18 protein-coding genes are annotated in these 25,433 nt (G+C 43.0%); 10 read left to right on the plus strand and 8 right to left on the minus strand.

What is annotated here, in order from left to right; translation table 11 throughout:
- Positions 1-15: 15 nt before the first annotated feature.
- Positions 16-927: a DMT family transporter gene (locus tag FQ084_RS04780; protein WP_149489455.1), complete on the minus strand. Its 912-nt coding sequence runs from the start codon at positions 925-927 to the stop codon at positions 16-18.
- Between the two features lie 121 nt (positions 928-1,048).
- On the opposite strand from FQ084_RS04780, the gene FQ084_RS04785 reads away from it, so the two are divergent.
- A complete protein-coding gene (locus FQ084_RS04785; RefSeq protein ID WP_149489456.1) occupies positions 1,049-1,732 on the plus strand; it encodes a DUF421 domain-containing protein in 684 nt (227 codons plus the stop codon).
- Between the two features lie 94 nt (positions 1,733-1,826).
- On the opposite strand, the gene FQ084_RS04790 is transcribed toward FQ084_RS04785, so the two are convergent.
- Positions 1,827-2,411 carry an AAA family ATPase gene (locus FQ084_RS04790; RefSeq protein ID WP_149489457.1) on the minus strand — a complete coding sequence of 195 codons (585 nt, stop codon included), beginning with the start codon at positions 2,409-2,411 and terminating at the stop codon, positions 1,827-1,829.
- Positions 2,362-3,129: a nicotinamide riboside transporter PnuC gene (pnuC, locus tag FQ084_RS04795; RefSeq protein WP_149489458.1), complete on the minus strand. Its 768-nt coding sequence runs from the start codon at positions 3,127-3,129 to the stop codon at positions 2,362-2,364. Before pnuC ends, FQ084_RS04790 begins: the two co-directional genes overlap by 50 nt.
- A 376-nt stretch (positions 3,130-3,505) precedes the next feature.
- Here pnuC and FQ084_RS04800 point away from each other — a divergent pair, with 376 nt between their 5' ends.
- From FQ084_RS04800 to FQ084_RS04830, 7 genes are all read left to right on the plus strand, one after another.
- A complete protein-coding gene (locus FQ084_RS04800; RefSeq protein WP_149489459.1) occupies positions 3,506-4,651 on the plus strand; it encodes a beta-ketoacyl-ACP synthase III in 1,146 nt (381 codons plus the stop codon).
- Between the two features lie 288 nt (positions 4,652-4,939).
- Complete coding sequence (prfA, locus tag FQ084_RS04805) at positions 4,940-6,031, plus strand: peptide chain release factor 1 (RefSeq protein ID WP_149489460.1); 1,092 nt, start codon at positions 4,940-4,942, stop codon at positions 6,029-6,031.
- 84 nt (positions 6,032-6,115) lie between these two features.
- A complete protein-coding gene (locus FQ084_RS04810; protein WP_262880655.1) occupies positions 6,116-6,583 on the plus strand; it encodes a hypothetical protein in 468 nt (155 codons plus the stop codon).
- 130 nt (positions 6,584-6,713) lie between these two features.
- The gene (lysS, locus tag FQ084_RS04815) at positions 6,714-8,252 is read left to right on the plus strand and encodes a lysine--tRNA ligase (protein ID WP_149489462.1); all 1,539 of its coding nucleotides are present in this window, start codon (positions 6,714-6,716) and stop codon (positions 8,250-8,252) included.
- A 99-nt stretch (positions 8,253-8,351) separates the two neighbouring features.
- Positions 8,352-9,716 carry a hypothetical protein gene (locus FQ084_RS04820; RefSeq protein WP_262880656.1) on the plus strand — a complete coding sequence of 455 codons (1,365 nt, stop codon included), beginning with the start codon at positions 8,352-8,354 and terminating at the stop codon, positions 9,714-9,716.
- 91 nt (positions 9,717-9,807) lie between these two features.
- Positions 9,808-11,841 (plus strand): DNA polymerase III subunit gamma/tau, encoded by a 2,034-nt coding sequence (dnaX, locus tag FQ084_RS04825; protein ID WP_149489463.1) that lies wholly within the window; start codon positions 9,808-9,810, stop codon positions 11,839-11,841.
- Between the two features lie 235 nt (positions 11,842-12,076).
- On the plus strand, positions 12,077-12,976 hold the full coding sequence (locus FQ084_RS04830) for a LysR family transcriptional regulator (protein ID WP_149489464.1): 900 nt from the start codon (positions 12,077-12,079) through the stop codon (positions 12,974-12,976).
- 106 nt (positions 12,977-13,082) lie between these two features.
- On the opposite strand, the gene FQ084_RS04835 is transcribed toward FQ084_RS04830, so the two are convergent.
- Both FQ084_RS04835 and FQ084_RS04840 read right to left on the minus strand, forming a co-directional pair.
- Positions 13,083-14,264: an aspartate aminotransferase family protein gene (locus FQ084_RS04835; protein ID WP_149489465.1), complete on the minus strand. Its 1,182-nt coding sequence runs from the start codon at positions 14,262-14,264 to the stop codon at positions 13,083-13,085.
- Between the two features lie 40 nt (positions 14,265-14,304).
- A complete protein-coding gene (locus FQ084_RS04840) occupies positions 14,305-14,502 on the minus strand; it encodes a DNA gyrase inhibitor YacG (RefSeq protein ID WP_149489466.1) in 198 nt (65 codons plus the stop codon).
- Between the two features lie 300 nt (positions 14,503-14,802).
- On the opposite strand from FQ084_RS04840, the gene FQ084_RS04845 reads away from it, so the two are divergent.
- Positions 14,803-15,474 carry a DUF938 domain-containing protein gene (locus FQ084_RS04845; RefSeq protein ID WP_149489467.1) on the plus strand — a complete coding sequence of 224 codons (672 nt, stop codon included), beginning with the start codon at positions 14,803-14,805 and terminating at the stop codon, positions 15,472-15,474.
- Between the two features lie 141 nt (positions 15,475-15,615).
- On the opposite strand, the gene FQ084_RS04850 is transcribed toward FQ084_RS04845, so the two are convergent.
- Both FQ084_RS04850 and purD read right to left on the minus strand, forming a co-directional pair.
- Complete coding sequence (locus FQ084_RS04850; protein WP_149489468.1) at positions 15,616-17,028, minus strand: ABC1 kinase family protein; 1,413 nt, start codon at positions 17,026-17,028, stop codon at positions 15,616-15,618.
- 420 nt (positions 17,029-17,448) lie between these two features.
- A complete protein-coding gene (gene purD / locus FQ084_RS04855; protein ID WP_149489606.1) occupies positions 17,449-18,798 on the minus strand; it encodes a phosphoribosylamine--glycine ligase in 1,350 nt (449 codons plus the stop codon).
- A gap of 554 nt (positions 18,799-19,352) precedes the next feature.
- On the opposite strand from purD, the gene FQ084_RS04860 reads away from it, so the two are divergent.
- Positions 19,353-24,203, plus strand: coding sequence for an NAD-glutamate dehydrogenase (locus tag FQ084_RS04860; RefSeq protein WP_149489469.1), 4,851 nt, complete (start codon positions 19,353-19,355; stop codon positions 24,201-24,203).
- Between the two features lie 155 nt (positions 24,204-24,358).
- On the opposite strand, the gene FQ084_RS04865 is transcribed toward FQ084_RS04860, so the two are convergent.
- Positions 24,359-25,426, minus strand: coding sequence for a WG repeat-containing protein (locus FQ084_RS04865; RefSeq protein WP_149489470.1), 1,068 nt, complete (start codon positions 25,424-25,426; stop codon positions 24,359-24,361).
- Positions 25,427-25,433 lie beyond the last annotated feature (7 nt).

Here is a 25,433-nt window from a genome sequence, read left to right on the forward strand (position 1 = left end):
AGTATATATCTGATATCAAACCCTTGCTTTAACTTGCTTTTTATTTAACACAAATACCAACACTGCACCCAAAATAACCAAGCTTGCGATAACGAACTCTAAAGTAAGCTGCTCAGATAAAAACACCACGCCCATTATTGCCGCAAGTATAGGTACGCAAAGTTGCACCACCGCAGATTCGGTGGTTTTTAACAGTGGCATCGCCACATACCAAATACTGTACCCGATGCCAGAGGCGATAGCACCTGACGCTGCTCCCAGTATGACGCCCTTCATACTTATGTCTGTAAGGTAACTCATACCGACCAGTGCCAATATCGGCACAGCCACTAGGCTTCTTAAAAAGTTAAAGCCAGTCGTTCTCAAGGGTGATACGCAGGTTTTGCCGCGTATGCTATAGACACCCCAAGCGACACCACTGATTGCCATCATCAGCGCGCCAGATAGGGAAGGTGTCGTAGCGGACGGTAGCATCAAATACATAAAGCCTATAAATGCTATTAAAAGCGCTAGCCACTGCACGCGGTTCAATTTCTCTTTATTATAAATTCCCCAGCCAATCATGGTGAGCTGTACGACTGCAAACAAAATAAGTGCACCTGTGCCAGTATCAAGTGCTTGGTAAGCCACTGAAAAACAGAGCGCATAAATCACTAAACTAATGGTACTGAGCCAATCGCCTTTGTCCTTTAAGACAGTACAATCAAGATTTTCCGTATATTTCAAATCAGTTCGTTTTAAACGGTTTCGTTTTAGATAGTGTGCTTGCAACGTCATGATTAGCCCAAGGCAAGCGGCGCCGCTTAACAAGCGGATAGCGGTAAAATTCCAAGCATCAATTGCACCGTCTACCAATGCCATTCTGCAAAGCAATGAGTTGGCGGCAAACGCTATTAAGGCAGTCATCGTATATAAAGCGGCTTTCAAAAATAATTCCTACAATCATTAACAGAGTTTTTGCATAAAATGGAGCTGCTTTGAGCACAGTAGTCTGTAACGTGGTTTTGATACAGTAATCCTGCCAAAAAATAATAACAGGGAAAAACACATGGATTGGGCAAGCATCTTTATTTATGACACCACATGGGCATTTGCCGCTGAAATACTCATACGCGTCATCGCGATGTTTACGCTTATTATTTTGTTTTTACGCTTTACCGGTAAGCGCGGCGTGCGGCAGCTGTCTATCTTTGAGCTGACGATTATCTTATCACTTGGCTCTATCGCCGGTGACCCGATGTTTACCGAAGACTTGCCCATTATCCAAGCGGTACTGATTATGAGTATGGTGATTTTTCTTTATCGCCTGTGTACATGGGCGATGATGAAATATCAGCCTTTCGAAGATTTGTTAGAAGGGAAGTCTTTATATATCGTCGAGGACAGTATGTTGGTTCTTGATAAGATAAAAAAGGGCGAAATGTCGCATGATGAGTTTTTTGCCGAAATGCGCCAGCAAGGGGTTGAGCATTTGGGACAGGTGCGCACTGGTTTGCTTGAGACAGATGGGGAATTTAGTATCTTATTATATGCGCCTGAAGACACCTGCTATGGCTTGCCGCTTTTCCCTAAGCAGTATCAGCCCGTCAAGCAGATAGAGCCACAGGTGTATTATGCTTGTATGTATTGTGGCTACGTGGATTTTATTTCAAGCCCCAGTCAAGTATGTAAGCGCTGTGAAAATGACTGTAAAAACTGGGCTAAAGCCTTAAATAGCAAAATTGTTAGATAGTTAATGAATGACACAGGATTTTACCATCTTTGTTTAAACAATCTAACGACGTTAAACTGTGTTAAATAGCCTAAGTGTTTTTATTTAATTACAATCACTCTAATAATTTTACGACTTGTTGAACCCGTTCATCTCTGTCACCACCGATACGTTGAAAAGACTTATTATGCAAAGTTAATTGACTGGCAAAATAATCGCTGATGTCTTCACGTTGATGTGGGCTATCACGTAAATCATCTGCGACCCATGGGATATCAACTTCAGTCAATAAAATCATATCATAATGGTGCGCCAATGCTGCTTGGGTAAGTGCTTCAGGGCAATCCCCATAATACCAGTTGGAGTAGACCATAAGCTCAAATAAACTGGTGTCACAGAATAAATAATGGTTGTTGTTAGACGTTTGCGCAGCTTGTTTTGCAAGTTCGTTTTCTAATTCAATTTGACCTTGTGCGATGGGCAGTAAGTCATCCCACGTACAGGTCAGCTGCTCATTATCCCATTTTGCTTGCAGATAGCTGCGCATATACTCTGGCACCCAAGGACAGCCAAAATGCGCGGCCAAATCGCGGCATAAAGTGGTCTTGCCAGTACTTTCCGCGCCCAGTATGGCGACCTTGATAACAGATTTAGGCGTATGCTGCGTGAGATTGAACGCGGTAGCGTCTTTGCCATTCATAATATGCCCAGATTGCGATAAGAGTGAAGACTACATATTGTAGTGACGTAAAGGTAAGACCTTTATAAAAATAGAGCGGTACTGAAATGGCATCAGCAACAATCCATAGCAGCCAATGCTCAATCTTGCGCCGTGCCATTAGCCACATCGCCATCAAAAAAAGTGCCGTAGTCAACATATCAGTATAGTCTACCCATGTAAATAAATGCACACCAAGCTCAGCGCCATCAAAGCTAAAATTATTATTGATGACGGGTCTAAAGTAGTATACCAAGGCGACAAAAGCGATGGTAGCTGCTGCTAGGGCGCTCAGTATGGGCACATCTTTTTTGCTTAAATGCTCAACTTCAATTTCAATAGCGTATTGCGCGCCAGTATTCTGCACGCTATGATCTTGCTGCTGGCTGGTTGGATTTATATGATCGTGATATTTTTTGATTTCTACATTATTTTTATTCTGCGTCCAATTTATCCAGCCATAGATACTCATCACGCTGTAATAAGCATTGATAAACATATCACCGAATAATTGCCATTTCCACAGCAAATAGACAAAAATGGCGGTACTGACCAGTCCAACGGGGAAAACCAAAATATTGGTTTTGCTGGCCAATAAGACGCTGCTTACCCCAAATATAACCGCAATCAATTCTAAGGTAATAAATAGGGTTGGGTAGTCGGCATATTGTCCGAATAGCCAGTTTAAAAGTTCCGCCATTATTATTCCAAAGTCAAAAAGTAAAAAGAAAGGGTGGGTAATATCAGTTAAGTCTATAAAGGTTTAACGAGTCTGTGGCAATTAGTGACAACCGAATGCAACCAAAGATGATTGTATTGGGTAAAATAGAGCTGTTAAGCCATTATAATCAACGCTGATTATAGCGCAGCTGTTGGAAAATGAAGCCAATCTTTACTTATTCCCGTCAAGAAGCTGATTATTTGTAACAAAGTATTAGAAAAATTATATTATTCAGGCATAATAAAGGCACTTATTTTAAGTTTACAGTTATTCACCGAAAATTAGACGACTGTTGTTTTTTTCTCCAATTTTATGCTTATTTCAAGCACCATCGTAGTAGACAAGGATGCGCATCATGACGACTTGTATCACGGGCACCGGCCTGTATATCCCCCCTTATAGTATTAGTAATGAAGAGCTAGTCGATTCATTTAACCAATATGTTAAAAATTATAACGCTAAGCATGCCGATGAGATTGATGCAGGGACAATTACTGCACTTCAGCCTTCATCAGCCGCCTTTATCGAAAAAGTCTCAGGTATCAAATCCCGTTATGTGATGGAAAAAGACGGTATTTTAGATCCTGAAATTATGGCGCCTGTGATTCCTTACCGCAATTTGGGTGAGGAGCTGTCTATCATGGCAGAGATGGGCGCTGCCGCCCTGAAAGATGCACTGGCTGACGCAGGGTTAGAAGCCAATGATTTGGACGGTATCATTCTTGCCTGCTCAAACTTCCAGCGTACTTATCCGGCGGTTTCTATTGAGATTCAGAATGAGATTGGTATGGTTGGTGGCTTTGCCTATGACATGAACGTTGCTTGTAGTGCGGCGACTTTTGGTCTATCACAAGCACATGGCTCAATCGTGTCTGGTCTTGCCAAACGCGTTGCTGTAGTAAACGTCGAGATTACCTCAGCGCATCTGAACTGGCGCAACCGTGATAGTCACTTCATCTTTGGTGATGTCGCAACCGCTTGTATTGTTGAAGAGCTAGATACACCAAAAGGCTATGAGATTTTAAATGCCAAGCTGTTTACCCAGTTTTCGACCAACATTAAAAACGAATATGGCTTTATGGATCGCTCTGAGTTCTTAGCGGCGCAGACTGAGATGTATCCGGATATCAAAGAGCCAGTTACCGACAAGCTGTTTTTGCAAAATGGTCGTAAAGTTTTCCGTGAAGTTTGTCCAAAAGTTTCAGAGATTATCACTGAGCATCTGCAAGAAAATGACATCGCAACGTCTGATGTAAAAATGATGTGGTTACACCAAGCCAATGCCAATATGCTAGATTTAATCTTACGTACGGTTATTGGTAAAGAAGCGGATAAAGCGATTGTGCCGAGTGTCATCGCTGAATTTGCCAATACCAGTTCAGCCAGTCCGATGATTGTCTTCCATCGTTATAAAGATGAGCTAGCATCAGGTGATTTGGGTGTGATTTGCTCGTTTGGTGCCGGTTACTCGATTGGCTCGGTACTGGTTCGTAAGGTATAAGCCTTTATCTAAAATCTGTGGTATCTATCATAATAAGAAAAAATAGCTAAGAGCACTCTTAGCTATTTTTTTATGTCCGTTGTTTATCTCTTTGTCTGCACTGTTTTTGTGCGCTATGTTTACAGATTTCTTATTAGCAGTGGAGCTAGGGGCTAATATTTAGGCAGAATATGCGATGAAACAGCCAGTTTGCGAATATAATGGCAAGATTGCTTAGAGGTTTTAAATTAAGCGAAAAAATTTGCTATAATCACTCTCTTATTTTCCTCATTTTAAAAAAGTCCTTTTATGAAAGAATCCTTACGCCTGCGTTTAGACCAGATGGTAGACCGTTATGAAGAGGTCACCGCCTTATTATCAGACCCGAGTGTCATCAGCGATAATAATAAGTTTCGTGAATTGTCTGTTGAGCATAGTGACTTGATGGATATCACTACTTTATGGCAAAACTATGTGCGTGCAGAAACCGATCAGGCTGATGCGGAAGCGATGCTAAAAGAAGCATCAGACCCTGAAATGAAAGAGATGATGCAGGATGAGATTGACAGTGCCCGTGAAACCATTGTAGAGATGGAAGAAGCGCTTAACGTTATGATGTTGCCAAAAGACCCTAATGATAAAGTGCCTGCATTTTTAGAGATTCGAGCGGGAACAGGCGGTGATGAAGCGGCGATTTTCTCTGGTGATTTGTTCCGTATGTATCAAAAGTACGCCCAAACTCAAGGCTGGACGGTAGATATTCTGTCGGCTAATGAGGGTGAGCACGGCGGCTATAAAGAAATTATTACCCGCGTGTCGGGTAATAGTGTTTATGGTCGTTTAAAGTTTGAGTCGGGCGCTCACCGCGTCCAGCGTGTGCCTGAAACTGAAAGCCAAGGCCGCGTTCATACTTCGGCTTGTACGGTTGCTGTCATGCCAGAAGTTGAGATTGATGATACGGTTGATATCAACCCTGCAGACATTAAAATGGATACCTTTCGCTCAAGCGGTGCAGGTGGTCAGCACGTGAATACCACGGACTCTGCGGTACGTTTGACGCACATACCGACTGGTACCGTGGTAGAGTGTCAACAAGAACGCAGTCAGCATAAAAACCGTGCCCATGCGATGAAAATGCTAGTGTCTAAAATCCAACAAGCAAAGGTACAAGCACAGGTTGATGTGGCGGATTCGATACGACGTGATTTGGTCGGTAGCGGTGATCGCTCAGAGCGCATCCGTACTTATAACTTCCCGCAAGGTCGCATGACTGACCATCGAATCAACCTGACGTTATACAAGCTTGATGCGATTATGGAAGGTGACTTGGATGAAATCCTTGATGCACTGTTACGCGAACACCAAGCAGACTTGATGGCAAGTATTGGCGGCGGTGATTAAGACAGTCACAAGCTGGGTAAGCTAAAGTCACAAACCATGGCAATAAAGCCAGTTATTTATAATAGTAAAACTAAGGTGGTAATTATGATAAATGACTGGTCAGCTTTAAGACAATCCTCTAATGGCATTATGCTGGTTATATTGGCTGTGTTTACGGCATTTTGGTTATCTGGCTGTAATATAACGGCATCAACTTCAATAGCGCCGCCAGTGAATTCTGATAGTGTCACAGCAGATATAAAAGCCGATCCACTTGCTTATCAAGCGTGTGTTTATCCGCCTAATGATCTGGTAAAAGCATGTGGCACAAAAGGTGGAACGTTTTTGCAGCAAGGTCGGCTTGGCTGTTATCAATGTGTGGTGTCTTATACCGATGCAGGCAAAGCTTGCCAAGACAGTAGCGACTGCCAAGGTAAATGCAAAAACACCGGTGAGTTTGTAGATGCTAATGTCAAAAATCAGTTTGGGCAATGCGCTAGTGATAGCAGCCGGTTTGGCTGTTATCAAACGATTGAAAAAGGCGTGGCGCAGCCTGCTATTTGTGTCGATTAGTTTTAATTTTTTTTAGTATGAAAAATACATAAATGTTATTCAGCTCCTTTATTTCCATGTTTTATTTGAACGTCTTATTTTAAATTTACTTCGTTTATTCCTTTAATTATCTAATAATTTTGAGAGTATTATGTCAAAGCACAACAATCAAAACCAGAATCAAGAGCAAGTTCCAGAAGACGCTAACGAGTTGATTGCTCAACTTCAAGCTAAGCTAGATGAGATTACTGCGTCAGGTAAGCAACCTTATCCTAATACCTTTAAGCGCACGGATTACGCTCAGGATTTACAAACGGCTTTTGATGGTATCTCAAAGCAAGAAATTGAAGATAAAATTGCCAACGGTGAAAAAACTCAGGTAAACGTTGCCGGTCGCGTAATGCTAAATCGTGGGGCGTTTATTGTCATTCAAGACATGACAGGTCGTATTCAGTTATATGTGGCACGTAAACAGCTAGATCCAGAGACATTGGCGACTATTAAATCACTAGATTTGGGTGATATCGTTGGCGTATCTGGTTATATCGGTCGTTCTGGAAAAGGCGACTTATATGTGCATATCGAAGAGTTTCATTTATTGACGAAAGCGCTACGTCCGATGCCAAATAAGTTTCATGGCTTAGCCGATGTTGAAGCACGCTATCGTAATCGCCATCTTGATTTGATGACCAATGAGACAACTCGCGACACCTTTGTGATACGCAGCCAAGTTATCAGCGGTATTCGCAAGTTTATGTTGAATGAGCGTTTTATGGAAGTTGAAACGCCGATGATGCATCCGATTCCAGGTGGTGCGGTTGCTCGTCCGTTTGTGACCCATCATAATGCCCTAGATATGCCATTATATCTGCGTATCGCGCCTGAGCTATATCTGAAACGCCTTGTGGTTGGTGGTTTTGAAAAAGTATTTGAGATCAACCGCAGCTTCCGCAATGAAGGCGTGTCAACCCGTCATAATCCTGAATTTACTATGATTGAGTTTTATCAGGCGTATGCTGATTATCATGATTTGATGGATTTGACTGAGCGCTTGTTTAACGAGCTGGCAATGGATATCCTGGGTACGACGGAGCTGACTTATCAGGGTGAAGCGATTAGCCTAAAAGCACCATTTATCCGCCTGTCTATGTCTGATGCTATCGCTAAATATGCAGAAAACTTTGATATGTCACGTATTAACGATCGTGATTATCTTGCAGAATACGCTTCAACGACCCTTAGGCAACAAGTCAAAGACGTCTTTGGCGTGGGCAAATTGCAGACGATTATCTTTGAAGAAACCGCTGAGCATCAGTTACGTCAGCCGACTTTCATCACGGAATATCCTGCTGAAACGTCGCCACTGGCGCGCCGTAGCGATGACAATCCTGAGATTACTGATCGCTTCGAGCTATTCATTGGCGGTCGTGAACTGGCAAATGGCTTTAGTGAACTTAATGATCCTGCCGATCAAGCTGAGCGCTTCCATGGTCAAGTCGCTGAAAAAGACGCTGGCGATGATGAAGCCATGCATTTCGATGAAGAGTATATTGAAGCATTGTCTTACGGTTTGCCTCCAACAGCAGGCGAGGGTATTGGTATTGATCGCTTGGTGATGCTGTTTACGGACTCAGCCAGTATTCGTGATGTGATTTTATTCCCGCATATGCGCCGCAAGATTGAGAGCTAAACGGGTTTGCTTGCCATAAATCCACGCTGGGACTAAACTGAACATAAGAAGGTTTTTTCTACTTTTAATGGAATGGTCTCAAGCGCTTTATGAGATCTCATGTATAGGGATATTATGGATACTCAGCAAGTACCACCGTCGATTTGGCAGCAGATGGTTCAGCAGAATTTTTTATCTTTGTACGACTTAACCCCAGACAAAATCACTGACCCTGAGTATCTTCAGGGTTATGATTTTGTTTTCGAGTTTTCTAATGCCGTGGTCTACCTTATCGTCAATGACGTGATGATGCAGGCCGATAGGCAGGATATTGATAGTGCTCAAGTTCGTACATGGAGAAAAGAGGTCGTCAATCAGCTGATCAAGCAACACACTCAGCTATATTTTAAGAATGATAAGGCGCTCGCCTATAAGAATGAGTCGGCATCTGATAAGAAAGCAGCTAAAGCGATTTATTTTATTGGCTTGACCTCACTGTCGGTTCAGCATCGAGACATTGCTGAAAAAGACAGGGCTCAGAGTGCTTATCACAACAGCTATCAGAACAGCTATCGAAATAGCCACCAAACTAAGCCTGTAGAGGCAGTCTCTTATACAGTTGGGTATGAGTATGGCAGTCAGTTTTTTGCGGAAGACTGTGTGCTAGATTTGGACGATGAAGAAAGTGTGCTGCAAGTATTTAGCTACCAGAACTTTGCTGAGATACTTAAGCAATTGGTGACGCCCAGTGATTTGACGGCATTTTTAGACTTTCATCGCAGTAAACTGACGGGGTTTGAATCGTTTCAGGACGAATCAACCTTGCTTGCACAGTTTTTACAGTCGCCAGATTTTCATCAAAGAGCGATTAAAGTTCAAGAGCAATTGGTCGGCCATGACTTGATAACGCAGATTGAACCACGGTTGCTAAAAGCGGCAAAGCCTGAGCAGGCGGAATTTGCTAAAGCATTAATGGCAGAGATTCAAAAGAATACTCGCATGTGGTATCGGCTTTTTAATAGCTTAATCAGAGAGTGTTATGAAGCGGGTACACCACTGCCAAAAGAACAGGTTGATATTTTAGTCGACGAGTCTATGTATACCTACGCTTGCTTGATAGAAAAAATATTGGCTCACAGAACCATTGATCAAGATTCACGTTGGACCGGCTACGTGCGCCACGAGCACTCTTATAATGTCTTTGGGCGTCATTATCTAATGGTATTTTACGCGCAAGATGACAATAGCTCATTAAGTGCAGACAAGGTTCGTGCCGGTTATCAAGATTTGTTGTTTGAGCTCAATGCCCAAATGCAGCAACCCGTTATGCAAGATCTGTTTTTGATCGGTGTCGAAGTCAGACCTTGTGAAGATAGCGTGAATACCGAGGTCTACCTCGATGCGTTCCATCAGCATGGCTTGCTTATCGATGCAAATATCCAGCGTTTGTACCAACAGTTGGCTGAGTTGCGAGCTCAGTCATAACCTATTCTAGAACCCAGTTTCGATATTTGGTTCTAAGATAAATCGCTGATTTGATGCTTTATTTATATTACTACTCACATTGGCATTCATTATGACGCAGCAATATCAAGTTTTAGCGCGCAAATATCGCCCAAAAAACTTTCATGAGTTGATTGGGCAATCACACGTCTCACAAGCACTGATTAATGCGATTGATTATAATCGACTGCATCATGCTTATCTATTTACGGGTACACGCGGTGTCGGTAAGACCACCATCGCTCGTATTTTGTCTAAATGCCTAAACTGCGACACCGGTATTACCAGCACCCCATGTGGCGTCTGTGATAATTGCGTGGCGATTGATCAAGGACGTTTTATTGATCTGATTGAGATTGATGCCGCCTCTCGTACCAAAGTTGAAGACACCCGTGAGCTACTTGATAATGTACCTTATGCGCCAAGCCAAGGTCGTTATAAGGTATATCTGATTGATGAGGTGCATATGCTGTCGACGCACAGCTTTAATGCGCTCCTCAAAACCTTGGAAGAGCCACCTGAGCATGTCAAGTTTCTATTGGCCACCACTGATCCGCAAAAACTGCCCATCACTATTATCTCGCGCTGTTTGCAGTTTGTGTTGCGCCCTTTATCACAAAGTCTACTCAGTGAACATTTAGCCAATATCTTAACCCGAGAACAAGTAGGTTATACGCAGCCTGCACTTTGGCAATTGGCCAGTGCTGCTAAAGGCTCGGTTCGTGATGCGTTATCATTGACTGACCAAGCGATTGCTTTTGGGCAAGGTGCACTAGATGATGTGACGGTCAATGCCATGCTTGGCTTAATTGATGCGGCTGACTTAGTCCGTTTAATCACAGACATCTATAATCATGATAAATCTGCCGTCGCTGCTCATATTGAGCAGATGCGTGCGCAAATGGTAGATGCGACCAGCATGTTCGATGGTTTGGCTGAGCTGTTACATCAATTGGCATTGACGCAACTGCTGCCTGAGGTTGCCCTTAACGTCAATGAAGCGCAAGCACAGCATATTAATCAGCTTGCCCAGCATATGAGCCCTGATGTCTTACAGCTGTACTACGAAATCGTGGTACAAGCACGTGAAGGCGTCAAGCTTGCCAGTACGCCGATGCAAGCGCTTGAGATGTGTATTTTACGTCTCTTGGCTTTTCGTCCATTACCCGTCGATGAGATTTTAAAGAACGTACCTGATATTACATCTACTCCTATACCTTCGATAGAGACAGTGACTGCTGCTACCGCTGAATCTAATACAGTTTCGTTAAATACTGTTGAGCCATTAAATAATAATGAGCATCCAGCGTCAGCTTCTTTATTAACGCCAACCTCAGTAGTAGTGGAATCAATACCGCCGTTACCAGACTATGATGCTGATTATCAGACCCAAAATCGAAATGAAGTCGACTCACATAACGCAAGCTATGATAGCGCTGAATTGAGTCAATATGATGATTATAGCCATGATGAAGCGTTAGAGTTATTAAATACTAATATTAGTTCTGAACCTGTTGTTGAGCCTGAACCTGTTGTTGAGCCTGAACCTGTTGTTGAGCCTGAACCTGTTGTTGAGCCTGAACCTGTTGTTGAGCCTGAACCTGTTGTTGAGCCTGAACCTGTTGTTGAGCCTGACGCAAATGATTCTCAATTATTATCTCCGCTTGATGATCCGCGTACTTTGTTACGTTGCGCCCCGCAAGAGTTGACGGGCGAATGGACACCAGAAAAATGGGACTATTGGCTGCAATGCGCTCGCGAAGCTGGTAGTTTGGCTTCAGATGAATTGGCGTTGGCGCGTCAAGGTATGATGACAGGTCGCTGTAATGATAAAGCTGTCTTTGTCACGGCAGTGGACAGCAAGCATTTGCAAGCCACCTTTCAACAACTCGCGGCAACATTGCAAGCACAATTTACGCAAGCGGACATCAGCTTACAGATAGATGGCAGTATCATGCAGGCCGATGATAAGACGCCTGAACGTCGTCAACAAAAACGCCTCATACAAGCCAGAGCAGTGGCAGAGTCAAAATTACTCAATACACCGGTTATGCAATATTTGACTGAGCGCGGCGAAGGAAAGATGGGCAAAGTTCAGTTATATTAAACAATCAACAATTCTATAATTGGCATTTTTTAATAACCAAACCATTATTACACTTATGATATTTATAAAAATATCAAGGCGAAATTATTTTATCGTCTTGATATTTTTGGTTTTATTGATAGGAAAATTGCCTTGATTGACCATGAGGGTTATATTAAAAAAACTGTAAGATTTATTATAATCCGCTATAATGGTTAAGTTATATTAAAAACTAAAAAGCAGCTTAGGTGAGAATATGTTAGATAATTTACGTGGTATGGCTGTGTTTGCCAGTGTGGTCGGACACGGCTCTTTTAGTGGTTCAGCTCGCGAACTGGGTATTACAACCAGTGCTGTTAGTCAACAAATACGTTCTTTAGAAAACGAGCTGGGTGTGGTGCTACTGCATCGCTCAACTCGTAAGCTAAGCTTAACAGAAGCGGGTGCAAGCTTTTATGAAGCGGCAAAAGACGTGGTTAGTGCTGCTGAACAAGGGCGTATTAAGGTTAATCAATTACGTGATGAGCTCGCCGGTAGCTTACGCATTGCAACGACACCTGAGCTTGGCGTGCATCATATCCTACCCGCTTTATCCAGTTGGATGTCGGCGCACGATGACCTTAGCATTACTTATTTCGCCGACAATCATTACATTGATATGATTGATGAGCGTATTGATATTGCGGTACGCATGAGTCCCAATATCAATGATTCAACGTTGAGTAATCATCCATTATCTGATGTACGTCAACTGTTGGTCGCCTCGCCGCAGTATTTGCGTCAACATAAAAAAATTGAAACACCTAAAGATTTGGCAGACCATCAGCTTATCTGTATTGATATTATGAAGGATGCCAATCATGTTGAGCTTACCCAGACTGAAACGGGTAAGAAAACACGCATTAAGATGAACTCGCGTATTCATACCAATAATGTCTTTATGGCGATGACCTTAGCAAAAGAAGGTCATGGCTTAATTCGAATCATGGAAATGGATGTTAAAAAAGAGCTCGAAAGTGGCAATTTGGTTGAGGTTTTGACCGGCTATCAGCTCCCAAGTTTTGTGTTATATGCCGTCACCTTAAACCGTGATCAGCAGCCTGCAAAAATTACCCGCTGTTTAGAAGTGTTAAAAAAATATTTTCATGCTAATTAAGTCGAGTGTTTAGCAATATTTGCTTTTAAAGTGTTAAAAAGCAAAAAGCCTATAGATAAATTATCTATAGGCTTTTTTAGCTTTAGACTTTGATTACACTAGCCGTTTAAAACAAAGGCTTTAACAAGTTAACCAAGCGCTCGACCACTTGTGAGCTTTCATCACGACTCATATTAAGTGGTGGCAACAGACGAATCACATGACCACCAGTGACGTTGATAATCAATTTTTGCTCATCACGGGCACGGTCAACCAAGGTGCTACAGTCCATCTGTTCAGGGAGCGCAATACCAATCATCATTCCAGCGCCGCGACTGCTAACGCCATATTTTCCAAGCGCATTAATCATACTCTCACGGATGAATTGTCCTTCGGTGACGGCATTGTCCATGATATCGCCATTTGCAAGTACTTCATAAACGCTGTGTACTACGCGACTGGCCAATGGTGTGCCACCATATGTTGAACCATGACTGCCGGCACCAAACAAGCCATTGGCGCGTCCCCGTACCATGCAAGCACCTACAGGGAAACCATTACCTAAGCCTTTAGCAGTTGTTAGTACATCAGGGCGAGCATTGCTATGCTGATAAGCAAAGTACTTGCCAGTACGGCCGTTACCGGTTTGTACTTCATCCAACATAAATAACCAGTTATGGTTATCGCATACGGCTTGTATCTGTTCAAGGTAAGTAAAACCATTTTCTGCGGTATTAAGACCACCTTCACCTTGGATAGGCTCTACAAATACCGCACAGATATCATCATGGTCTTGAGCTGCTTGTTCAATGGCAGCAATATCACCAAAGGGCACACGGATAAAGTCTTCATCCAAAGTATAAAAACCTTCACGTGCTTTAGGATTGGCGGTTGCTGATAATGAGAGCAAGGTACGACCATGAAATGATTGTTCCATGACTATAACTTTTGGGCGTTTAAAATCCTGCTGATACGCATACAGTCGCGCCAATTTTAGTGCCGCTTCATTGGCTTCAGCACCACTATTAGCAAAGAATACGCTATCCATTTGCGCGGCATGACATAAGGCTTCGCCAGCGCGCTCTTGCCAATCAATGCCAAATAAATTACTGGTATGTACCAAGGTCGCTGCCTGCTGCTGAATAGCCTCCGTAACCTTTGGGTGACAGTGCCCTAAGCCGCATACTGCGATACCCGTCAAGGCATCTAAGTAAGGCGTGTCATCTTTGGTATAAAGCCAACTGCCTGAACCGCGTGTGAAGCTGATTGGTTGACGATTATAAGTGGGCATCAGGTAAGTAGCAGACATGTAAAACATCCTTGGGATAATAAAAGGTTAAAGGGATTGGTTAGAGCTCATCAGAAAACGGCGTCGATTCGGCAGGTAAAGTATATTCTTCGTTTGCCCATGCGCCTAAGTCGATAAGCTTGCAGTGATGACTACAAAACGGCTTATATTTATTGTCTTGCCACGCGGTTTGATTGCCGCACTCTGGACAAGGATAGGTTTTAGGTAAGGAATTGGTGCTAGAAGTAGATTCAGTCATAATACAAGTGGGTATATCCTAGAGGCATATTAGTAAATGCGGTTATGCAAAACAGCGCTTATAATCAACAGCGAGTATGAATAATGGGTGTTTTCTAAACAGGTAAATTGGTACGATTGATTTATTTAGAGGTTGTAAAATCACGATGGCATTAAAATGACAAACTAATGGTCAATCGCACTGATCAATTCGTGGTTGTCGTTCGATGAGCAAGGTCGTTGCCTTACTATCGTACCTGATTGACTATATAATAGCATGTGGTCGAATAATGACAAATGACAAATACCTTAAGGATAGTAGATGACTCATCATCTTGAGCTTTCACATCAGCAGCAGCGTGCTTTTCAACCACAAAAACTCTCAGCCCCACGCGATTTTATCATGCCACAGGTATTGGTCGACGCTGAGCTGCCTTTAGTGTTAGAGATTGGGGCAGGGAAGGGTAAACATGCGCTTAGCTTTGCGCAACAAACCCCTGATAAGCACCTGATAGCCATCGAGCGCACGCGCAATAAGTTCGAGGCCTTTGCTAAATTGGCAGGGCAGCAAAAATCAAGCAATCTAAGCGCAATTCATGCGGATGCCATCGCATGGATTGTTTATGCCATTGCGCCAAACAGTATCGAGCGTATCTTTATATTATATCCCAATCCTGAGCAACATAATCCTAATCAGCAATGGTTAAACATGCCTTTCTTTGAGTTCTTACTCTCTCGTTTGCAGATAGGTGGGGAAGTGGTACTGGCGACTAATATAGAAGCCTACATGGATAATGCAGAACAGCAGGCCAATGAGCTCTGGTGCTTACCGAACACGCGCCATAAAGTGGCAAGTGATAGTCAACGCACACACTTTGAAGTTAAATACTTGGCGCGTGGCGAGACATGTTGGCAGCTAAACATGCGTAAGCCTGAAGGGTATCAAACCAGATTTGATACATGGCAAGCAAACCTTGAATCACAGGATAAATAGCCTAAGCAATAAAAATAATAATTCAAAAAATCAGAATAGATTTCTAATATACCTATATGAAATAGCCTAAGCAAAAAAATATAAGAAATAAAAAAGACCGCTACACAAAGGAGCGGTCCAAAAAATATCAATATTTACGAATTATAAAAAAGGTTTTACCAATTTATTAGAGTCAGTATGTGCATCTAACACTGTCAAGAATGTATAAGCACCAATAAACTTCCTGCTGATAAACATAAACTCTTTAGGTGGTAGGTTAAACTCAAAAGACTGCATCGCCCGCGTGGCATCATTCGAGAGGCGAGTATGTAATTTACTATTAGCCCAAATATAACGCTGCTGTTCATCTAAACAGTTATCAGGTATGTCAGGATTTAGGGCAGGGTCACTAAAAGGTTCTGTGGCCAATAAAAACAAGGAAGCGATATCAGAGCGAACTTTATCACTCATACTATCGAAAAAATCATAACCGGTCATAGCTTGTTTCATTGCCTGATGATCATGACGGTATCCTGCTCGTAATAACCCGTGCGCAATCGTTAATAAGGTATTGTCAAACTGGCGAATGGCACCAAAATCTAGCAAGACCAGTTTATCGATTTCATGTTCATCATGACTGACACGAACGAGATAATTACCAAAATTTGGGTCCGTCTGCATCTCACCCCAAACAAAAATTTCCTGCATCATGATTTCGATAGCCGCCTGACCAATGGCACTGCGGCGCTCATGCGGTAATAATTGCAACGCTTCAGAGACAACGGTGATACCGGGCTCATAAGACATGCATAACAAGCGTTTGGTTGAGTAAGTACGATTGATTTTTGGAACGATATAACGAGGATCTTCAGCCAACCGCTCATAAAAACGCTCTGTAGTCGCCGCTTCCGCTTCATAGTCGACTTCGTGATGGAGTAGGTCGCGTATCTCCTCAAACCAAGCATCGAGTGCGCGTGTTTGCGGAACGATATTACTGACCTTTAATAAACGTTTAAATAAAGCCAAGTCAGAATTGATGGCATCCGCTACACCCGGATATTGAATTTTTAAGACTACTTGTTCGCCAGTTGCTAATACGGTTGCTCGATGTACTTGGGCGAGGGAAGCAGTGCCGATAGGAACTGGATCAACCTCAAGCTCATTTAACTTAGCGCCCAATAACTGTCGTAATGTCAGTTCAATTTTTGGCCATGCTAAGGTTGCAGTATCATCATTAAGTGTTTGTAGGGCACGCGTGATTTCGGGCGGTAATATATGCTCGCCATAAATCGCTAGCATTTGACCAATTTTTACCACCGACCCTTTTAATTTACCCAGCTCTTCTGCTAAATAAGTCGCTTGTTCTTCCATAAATATTTGGTTACGCGCAGTCCGCGCTTCTTTATTTAAGAACATACCAGACACACTATTACCTGCCCAACGACGTCCGATATTTAAGGAGGTTTTAGCAATGGACATCCGACGCTCAAACCCTGAGGTTTTTAGGTTATCGATTGATTGCTTATTATTAGTAGACGGTTTGTTACTAGGAGGTCTAGAGGTATCATTTGCCATAAATATAATCATTCATCCGGTTTCTATTGATTTGCGGGTATAAAACCTACAATACAAGGGAGATGCGACGTACTGGTACAAAATTGTATCATATAACGAGAGGTGGTTTGAGGGGTCTTAGCTCAGGCTGTCGCTTACTTTGTAAGCTAAAACAAGCCAGTTAATACTTAAAGTGATTTAAGGCTTATCCTACTGCTAGGTTAAAGCACTAAAAGTCGTGCGCTACTCTGATGACCATTATTCTAACACTAAGCTATCTAGGATAGCTTTTTAAAAGCAAGTTGTTAAAAACAATCTATTAAAAAGCGGCTATTCAAGAATAATGTAGCAAAAAAAGCATGTTCAAAAAAATACGACCTAGCATTACACTAGGTCGAATCATTATAAAGTTTATGGCGTTTTTAAATCAGCTCAATTGTATTAAACGTTTTCGCGAGCAATAGCATGGTGCCCGATATCACGGCGATAATGCGCACCATCAAAACTAATCGCAGCAGTGACTGCCAATGCTGCTTGCTGCGCTCCTGAGATAGTATCTGCTAGCGCAGTCACACATAATACGCGCCCACCATCGGTAACAATTTCTTTTTTACTGTGAGTTGTTACATCAGGATTGATATTGTCCAACTTAGCATGACTAAAGGCAGTACCTGCGTGGAAGACTTTTACCGCATTTTGATTGTCTGCATCTAACTCTGGTAAGCCTGCAATTACATCACCTTTTGATGAAGTTTCAGGATAGCCTTTTGAAGCAACGACAATACCAAGAGCAGGGCGATCATCCCATTTGGCTTCGGTCGGTAATTTACCTTCCAATCCTTGTGCGACCAAATCAACCATCGATGATTGCAAACGCATCAAAATAGGCTGTGTTTCTGGGTCACCAAAACGGCAGTTAAATTCAATCACATATGGGTCGCCCGCATCATCAATCATAAGCCCCGCGTATAAAAATCCCGTATAAGGATGACCGGCGGCTTTCATCGCCTCAACGACAGGTTGGATGACTTGCGTCATCACCTTGTCATGAACGTCTTGAGTGACGACTGGCGCAGGAGAGTAAGCGCCCATGCCGCCTGTATTTGGACCAGTATCGCCTTCAAAAGCACGCTTATGGTCTTGACTGGTTGCCATCGGTAAGATGTTTTCACCATCTACCATACAAATAAAGCTGGCTTCCTCACCTCGCAAAAACTGCTCAACGACCACGCGGCTACCAGCATCACCGAATTTATTGTCGGCAAGCATATCGTCAATTGCTTCATGTGCTTGTTCGATGGTTTCAGCAACGATAACGCCTTTACCCGCAGCAAGACCGTCGGCTTTGATAACAATCGGTGCACCTTGCTCATCAATATAAGCTTTAGCAGCAGCAGCGTCTGTGAATCCTTGATAAGCAGCCGTAGGAATATTGTTTTGTTCCATAAATTCTTTCGCAAAGGTTTTTGAGCCCTCTAGCTGTGCACAATAAGCGGTTGGACCCCACGCTTTGATACCAGCATCACGGCAAGCATCGATAATACCCGTCACCAAGGGTGCTTCTGGACCAACAATAACCATGTCTATGGCATTATTTTGGCAAAATTCGATGACTGCACTGTGTTCGTTAGTATTGGCTGAATCCTCTAACGTGACGTTTTGGCATTTAGGTTCAAGGGCAGTGCCAGCATTACCGGGCGCAACATAGATGTTTTGTACGTTGTCGTCTTTTGCACACTGCCATGCTAGCGCATGTTCGCGACCACCTGAGCCAATCACCAAAATATTCATCATACGTCTTGCCCTTAGCATTAAAATTCATAATGTGTGAGTGAGTACTGAGCCAGTAGAACACGGTTCAATATACTGCGGTATTCTAACAAAAAAACGCCGTGATTGTCATGAGTATCCACCTGCCAGCAAGTATTAGACTACATTAGGATGTTATTGTCTTATTATTAAAGGTTATCGACATATTGATGATTCATGAAATGATGTTGTACGCTTTAGCTATGCGCTTAGGTGCGTTACACTTTAATAGATTGGCAGCAGGAAAGACCCGCGAATGGCTATTTATGAGATACACAATTTGAGCCATTGAATGCCAGTAAAATTTAACGAGTATTTTAAAAAAGGGAGATTAACTACATACCCGATACGTATGCTAAATAAGCACGATGATACAGAACTACGGTTGTGTAGAAGCATGGTTATATAGAAGCGGGGTACAAAAATACTGCTAATAAATAGCATGGATGAATGGCTGCAAACAATCGGCATCAAGCAAAAATAAGTCAGTCACAGAAGAAACTAGAACAACAAACTTATAACAAAGGACAATGGATATGCCTAACACCCTAAATATCGCAAAAGAGCGGATCAGCCAAATAAGCGATATTGCCACCAGTTATGTACAAAAGGACAAATCATTATTTGACCATTTTATTCATAGCTATTATCAGCCGCTGCATCAAGAAGCCGCAAAAAATATCAGTAATACTGACTTAGCGGGGATGGCGCTGCATCACTTTACCCTTCTCAAAGCCTATGATGGTAGTCAACCGCAGCTTGCTATTTTAAATCCTATTGCCGAAGAGCAGCATTTTCATAGCTCGCATACGGTTATTCAAATAGTCGCTTACGATAGACCATTTTTAGTAGACACCCTTTTGATGAGCCTAGAAGCGGAAGGTATTGACGTCCATCGCACCTACAATATCATTATGAATATCGAACGTGATGAAAATGGTGGTATTACTCATATCGAAGGCGCAGAGGAAAGTGGCACTTCACACATGTCTTTGATTCATTGTGAAATTGCTTATCAAAACAATGATGAGTTGGCCGCCTTAAAGAAAATGCTGCTCGCAAAAATTGATACACTCGATATCGTTGTTGGCGATTGGCAACAAATACGTACCAAATTGATGGACGTAAAAGCGGAGCTGGCTACTAAGCCACTACCTGAAGTATTTTACTCTCAGCAAGAGATTCAAGCATTTTTGGATTGGATATTGGATGAGCATTTTATATTTTTAGGCTACCGAGAATATCGCTTGGAAGGTGGAAGTAACGTTGACGTTAATAGCACGACTAATCAAGCAGCCAACACGGATTTAGACTTATTTTCAATTGGTAATAGTGGTCTTGGTCTATTACGTGGCAGTAGCGAGGATGCGCTTTCAAAGAGCTTTGATGAGCTGCCGAGTAACCTTAAAAAGCTATTAACTGAGCCTCAGGTGTTGATGCTGTCTAAATCAAGCCGTGTGTCGCCAGTCCACCGTCCGGTATACATGGATTTTTTGGGGATTCATAAGTTTGATGACAATGGCAAACTGATCGGTGAATATCGCTTTATTGGACTATTTACTGCCCAAGCCTATCAGCTAAGCGTACAACAGATTCCGCTACTGCGTGAAAAAGCCAATAAAATCATGGCGATGGCTGATTTACCACGTGACGGCCATGCTTATCATAAAATGATGCACGTTATTAATTCTTTACCACGTGATGATCTGTTTCAAGCCAGCGTCGAAGAGTTGTATCCTATCGTATCTGGCATTAGCCAGCTTCAAGACAAGAAGAGCTTACGTTTATTTAGTCGCGTCGATCATTATCAGCGCTTTGTCTCTTGCTTGGTCTATATCCCGCGTGATAAGTTCAATACCGAACTGCGTATTAAAGTACAAAATGTCCTAAAAAACGCTTATGGCGGTACGTCATCCGGCTTCACGACGGAATTTAACGAGTCTGAACACGCCCGCGTCCATGTGCATGTACGCACTGTGCCCGGTCAAGTGAATGAGGTAGATACAGCGGCACTGCAAGATAAGCTGTCGGCTCTTATGCAGTCATGGAGCGATAACTACCAAAGAATGCTCTTGGATAATGTTGGCGAGCAGCAGGCCAATGCCTTAATGCGCCGATTTCTAAACTATATTCCTGCGGCCTATCAAGAGCGCTTTGATGCGCGGACTGCGGTTGAAGACACCAAGCGTTTGGCTAACTTGACGGACGAGCAACCGATGATATGGCACTTATACCAGTCAACGGGTGATGCGAGCAATCAGCTGCATCTCAAGCTATATGGTCGTCAGCAGCCAGTCATTTTATCCAAAGTCTTACCGGTATTAGAAAATTTCGGTGTATCGGTTATTTCTGCCCAAACCTATGAGTTTGATTTATCAGAGCAGCCTATCTGGATGCAGGAGTATGAGCTGTTATTAGAGCATGTTGATACTATCGATATGAAAGTGGTACGCACACAGTTCGAAGACAGTCTTAAGCAAATTTGGGCTGGGCGTGTTGAGAGCGACTCCTTTAACGAATTGGTATTGATTACCAAGCTAGACACTTATGATGTGGTGGTCTTGCGAGCCTTATCACGTTATATGATGCAAGCAAAAGCGCCATTCTCTAGTGTTTACATTCAACAAACCATGATAAAAAACAGTGATATCAGCGTGGCGTTGGCTGATCTGTTTGATGCGCGTATGAATCCTAAATACGATGAAAGTGAACGTGCAACCAAAACCAGTCAAATTCAGGCACAAATTAACAAAGCTCTAGCAGGAGTTAGTAGCCTAGATGAAGATCGCATCTTCCGTTGGTATTTGGATCTAATTAACGCCATGGTACGCACCAACTTTTACCAAAGAGAGGCGGATGGGCAACGTAAAGACCGTTTGTCGTTTAAGTTCTTGGCAGCAGACATTCCAAACTTACCCAAACCTAAACCGATGTTTGAGATATTTGTCTATTCGCCACGTGTGGAAGCGGTGCATTTGCGCGGCGGCAAAGTAGCGCGTGGCGGTCTGCGCTGGTCGGACCGTATGGAAGATTTCCGTACCGAAGTACTAGGTCTGGTCAAAGCACAAATGGTCAAAAACGCGGTGATTGTCCCAGTGGGTTCCAAAGGTGGTTTTATCGTTAAGACCAAAACCATGGCCGATGGTCGTGACGCCTTCCAAGCAGAAGGTATTGCCTGTTATCAAGCATTCCTCCGCGGTATGCTTGACGTCACTGACAATATTGTTGATGGCGAAATCATTCCGCCAGCCAATACTGTGCGCCATGATGAGGATGATCCGTACTTAGTCGTTGCCGCTGATAAAGGCACCGCCACTTTCTCAGATATCGCCAATGCTTTATCAAGCGAATATAACTTTTGGCTTGACGATGCTTTTGCCTCAGGTGGCTCGGTTGGCTATGATCATAAAGCGATGGGCATCACCGCACGCGGTGGCTGGGAGTCGGTCAAGCGCCACTTCCGTATGCGCGGTATGGACATCCAAAACCGTGATGATTTTACCGTCGTTGGTATCGGTGATATGAGCGGCGACGTCTTTGGTAATGGGATGCTCAGATCCACTCATACCAAGCTGGTTGCTGCCTTTAACCATCTGCACATCTTTATCGATCCAAGCCCAGATACTATAGCGTCTTATGCCGAGCGTGAACGCTTGTTTGAAATGCCGCGATCAACGTGGGACGATTATGAAAAATCGCTCATCAGTCAAGGTGGTGGCGTCTTCTCCCGTCAAGATAAGACCATTGCTATCAGTCCTGAAATGAAAGCATTATTTGATATCAATGAAGATAGCCTTGCGCCAAATGAGTTAATCAGTGCCTTATTAAAGTCGCCTGTTGATCTGATTTGGAATGGTGGTATCGGTACCTATGTGAAAAGCGCGAATGAGAGTCATGCTGATGTTGGTGACCGTGCCAATGACGCCGTGCGCGTCAATGGTGGTGAGCTGCGTACGGCAGTCGTTGGGGAAGGTGGTAACTTAGGCTTTACTCAACAAGGGCGTATCGAATACGCACAAACGGGTGGGCGAATTTATACTGATGCTATCGATAACTCGGGCGGCGTCAATTGCTCAGATCATGAAGTGAATATCAAGATTTTACTTGGTAAAGTGGTCGAGCAAGGTGATATGACCTTAAAGCAGCGTAATGAGTTGTTAGAGTCTATGACCGACACGGTCGCTGAATTGGTACTGCGCCAAAATTATCTACAACCGCAAGCGCTTGAGCTTAGCCATCTGCGTGCCGCCGCAAACTTAAGCGATCATCAACGCTTTATTCAAATGTTAGAAGCCGAAGGTCGTTTGGACCGCGCGATTGAGTATCTGCCATCCGATGAGGAAATTGCTAAACGCCAAAAATCAGGCACAGGTCTTACCAATCCTGAGCTGGCAGTCGTGATGGCTTACGGAAAAATGTGGGTTTATGATAACTTATTATCGTCAGATTTACCTGATGCGCCGTACTTCGTTAATGAGCTACGTCAATACTTCCCTGATGAGCTGGCATCGCGCTTCTTTGATGAGATGAAAGAACATCGTCTGCACCGTGAAATTATCAGTACCTATTTAACCAATAACATTGTCAACCGTCTGGGTATCGAAGCTTTATTCCGTCTGCATGAAGAAACGGGACAAACGCTCGCCACTATTGCACGTGGTTATGCGATTGCACGTGACGTCTTCCATGTGTCAAAAGCATGGGATCTGCTTGAGTCGCTGGACAATCAAGTCGATGCGACCTTGCTGCTCGAGCTTGAACTGCGTCTGCGTGATGCCCTCGAAAATGGTGTGGTGTGGTTTATCAATGCCTTCGGTCAAGATTTGCAAGTTGCTGATATGATCAATCGCTTTGAAGACAGTGTCGAGAAATTGACCAAATCCGGTGGTTTTATCGAGCAGCAATTCTCAGAATACTTGCAAGAAGACACCACAAGCTTAATGGCAGATGATCTCTCTGCTAATGATGCGGCAATGTTTGCGATGCTGCCTTATCATGTCGATGCGCTTGATGCGGCTCTATTGGCTGAGCAGTATGAGCGCCCAGTCGATGAGATTGCGACCTTATACTTTCAGGCCTATCACGTCCTGCAGTTAGATTGGATGATGGACAATATTGCCACGTTACCGCAGCAAGACCACTGGGATCGACGCGCGCGTCACGCCCTCGTCAACGAAGTCTCGCGCAGCTTACGCATGCTTATGGATACCTTGTTGACACAATCAGATGCTAAGCAAGCCTTTAATGACTGGAAATCACGTCACGCCAGCCAGCTTGACGCCGTCACTGCAGAGATGCAAAAAATCGATAGCAATGATGAGAGTACTACCAGCTTATCGACGTTATCAGTGTTAATGAGTGAGCTTAGTGGTCTCGTAACTAAATAGTGAGCAAATAGAAAGCTGGCTAAGTGTTTATATACAATAAGCCCATCTTTTGATTAAAAAAACCACCGTTATGAGTTAACGGTGGTTTTCTATTTTCTAATGCTCGAATGATAAATAGAAGCACTAGAATAGAAGCAATAAAAATGATAAAAGCGCTAATCTACCTTTACGAAAGTATTTAAACGTTGCATTTTACCATTCTTTTCAAGCCATACTTTATCCGCATCATCACGATAACTGTCAAATTGGGGTTTTAGTATCACTTCACCTTTATCATTAATAATCCCAAACTTACCCGCTTGCTTATAAGTATAGAGCTGATGATATAGCAGTTTTCTAATCGGTGCTTCTGATGCGAGGATTAACTTACCATTAGCGTCGATAATTTGAGCGCTAACAATATCGTCTTGAATATCTTCGCTCATACCGGTGGCTGTGCTACCAGTAACTAACGTGCTGCGTAAAAATAGTAGCGGCTTGGCAGAATTATTAAAAGATTCGATATGTTGGTCGGCAGCAAGTGGAATGATGACATCATTATTTTGGTCAATAAGCGCCGTTTTATTTTTAAAGCTGACTTGTAAATATAAAGACTCGCCTGTACAGGCATTTAACGGATGAATCGCATCGTATTGCGGCATTACAGCCCAGTAGCCTCTATCATCAAGCAATCCTGTCAGCTCGTTATTGTTAGTAACTATAAAATAATCTTGGTCATAATCAGAATCGTAATGCGCATGCTCGATATGAGCATTGTCTAACGGATAAACCCAGCCGCCATGGCGATTGATAATACCCTGTTTGGTCTTACCATCTGATGACTTAACGCTGACAATAAAGCTGGTGGCAATATCCGGTTCAGTTTGAATCTCATCATATGTAAAAGGCACAATTATCTTGCCAGCCGCATTAACAACGCCGTATTTACCATGTTGCTGAGCTAATACATATTTATCCATTACTATATAAGCATCAGACAAATTATCCGTGATGATATTGCCATTTAGATCGTGTAGCTGCTGCGTGCCATCTGTTAATTCGATTAACTTGCCAGCAAAAGGCTTGTTATTTTCGATACGCTCAAAATAACTACTGGGTAAATAACCAGCGCAGCTAATTGTTGCATAAGCAGGGGTAAAACTTAAAATAAAAGTGATGATTATAAAGATAAATACCATCATCGGTCGCGCATTCATATGAGTAAGCTGAATCATAATGGGCATAACATTG

This window comes from Psychrobacter sp. ANT_WB68 (genome assembly GCF_008369115.1).
Lineage (GTDB): Bacteria > Pseudomonadota > Gammaproteobacteria > Pseudomonadales > Moraxellaceae > Psychrobacter.

Excerpts from the sequence above, each read along its gene's own strand:
- FQ084_RS04845 (WP_149489467.1), top strand. The coding sequence starts at position 14,803 with ATGACTCATCATCTTGAGCTTTCACATCAGCAGCAGCGTGCTTTTCAA.
- purD (WP_149489606.1), bottom strand. The coding sequence starts at position 18,798 with ATGAATATTTTGGTGATTGGCTCAGGTGGTCGCGAACATGCGCTAGCA.
- FQ084_RS04785 (WP_149489456.1), top strand. The coding sequence starts at position 1,049 with ATGGATTGGGCAAGCATCTTTATTTATGACACCACATGGGCATTTGCC.
- FQ084_RS04800 (WP_149489459.1), top strand. The coding sequence starts at position 3,506 with ATGACGACTTGTATCACGGGCACCGGCCTGTATATCCCCCCTTATAGT.
- dnaX (WP_149489463.1), top strand. The coding sequence starts at position 9,808 with ATGACGCAGCAATATCAAGTTTTAGCGCGCAAATATCGCCCAAAAAAC.
- FQ084_RS04830 (WP_149489464.1), top strand. The coding sequence starts at position 12,077 with ATGTTAGATAATTTACGTGGTATGGCTGTGTTTGCCAGTGTGGTCGGA.
- lysS (WP_149489462.1), top strand. The coding sequence starts at position 6,714 with ATGTCAAAGCACAACAATCAAAACCAGAATCAAGAGCAAGTTCCAGAA.
- FQ084_RS04835 (WP_149489465.1), bottom strand. The coding sequence starts at position 14,264 with ATGTCTGCTACTTACCTGATGCCCACTTATAATCGTCAACCAATCAGC.
- FQ084_RS04860 (WP_149489469.1), top strand. The coding sequence starts at position 19,353 with ATGCCTAACACCCTAAATATCGCAAAAGAGCGGATCAGCCAAATAAGC.
- prfA (WP_149489460.1), top strand. The coding sequence starts at position 4,940 with ATGAAAGAATCCTTACGCCTGCGTTTAGACCAGATGGTAGACCGTTAT.
- FQ084_RS04840 (WP_149489466.1), bottom strand. The coding sequence starts at position 14,502 with ATGACTGAATCTACTTCTAGCACCAATTCCTTACCTAAAACCTATCCT.
- FQ084_RS04865 (WP_149489470.1), bottom strand. The coding sequence starts at position 25,426 with ATGCCCATTATGATTCAGCTTACTCATATGAATGCGCGACCGATGATG.
- FQ084_RS04810 (WP_262880655.1), top strand. The coding sequence starts at position 6,116 with ATGATAAATGACTGGTCAGCTTTAAGACAATCCTCTAATGGCATTATG.
- FQ084_RS04790 (WP_149489457.1), bottom strand. The coding sequence starts at position 2,411 with ATGAATGGCAAAGACGCTACCGCGTTCAATCTCACGCAGCATACGCCT.
- FQ084_RS04850 (WP_149489468.1), bottom strand. The coding sequence starts at position 17,028 with ATGGCAAATGATACCTCTAGACCTCCTAGTAACAAACCGTCTACTAAT.
- FQ084_RS04820 (WP_262880656.1), top strand. The coding sequence starts at position 8,352 with ATGTATAGGGATATTATGGATACTCAGCAAGTACCACCGTCGATTTGG.
- pnuC (WP_149489458.1), bottom strand. The coding sequence starts at position 3,129 with ATGGCGGAACTTTTAAACTGGCTATTCGGACAATATGCCGACTACCCA.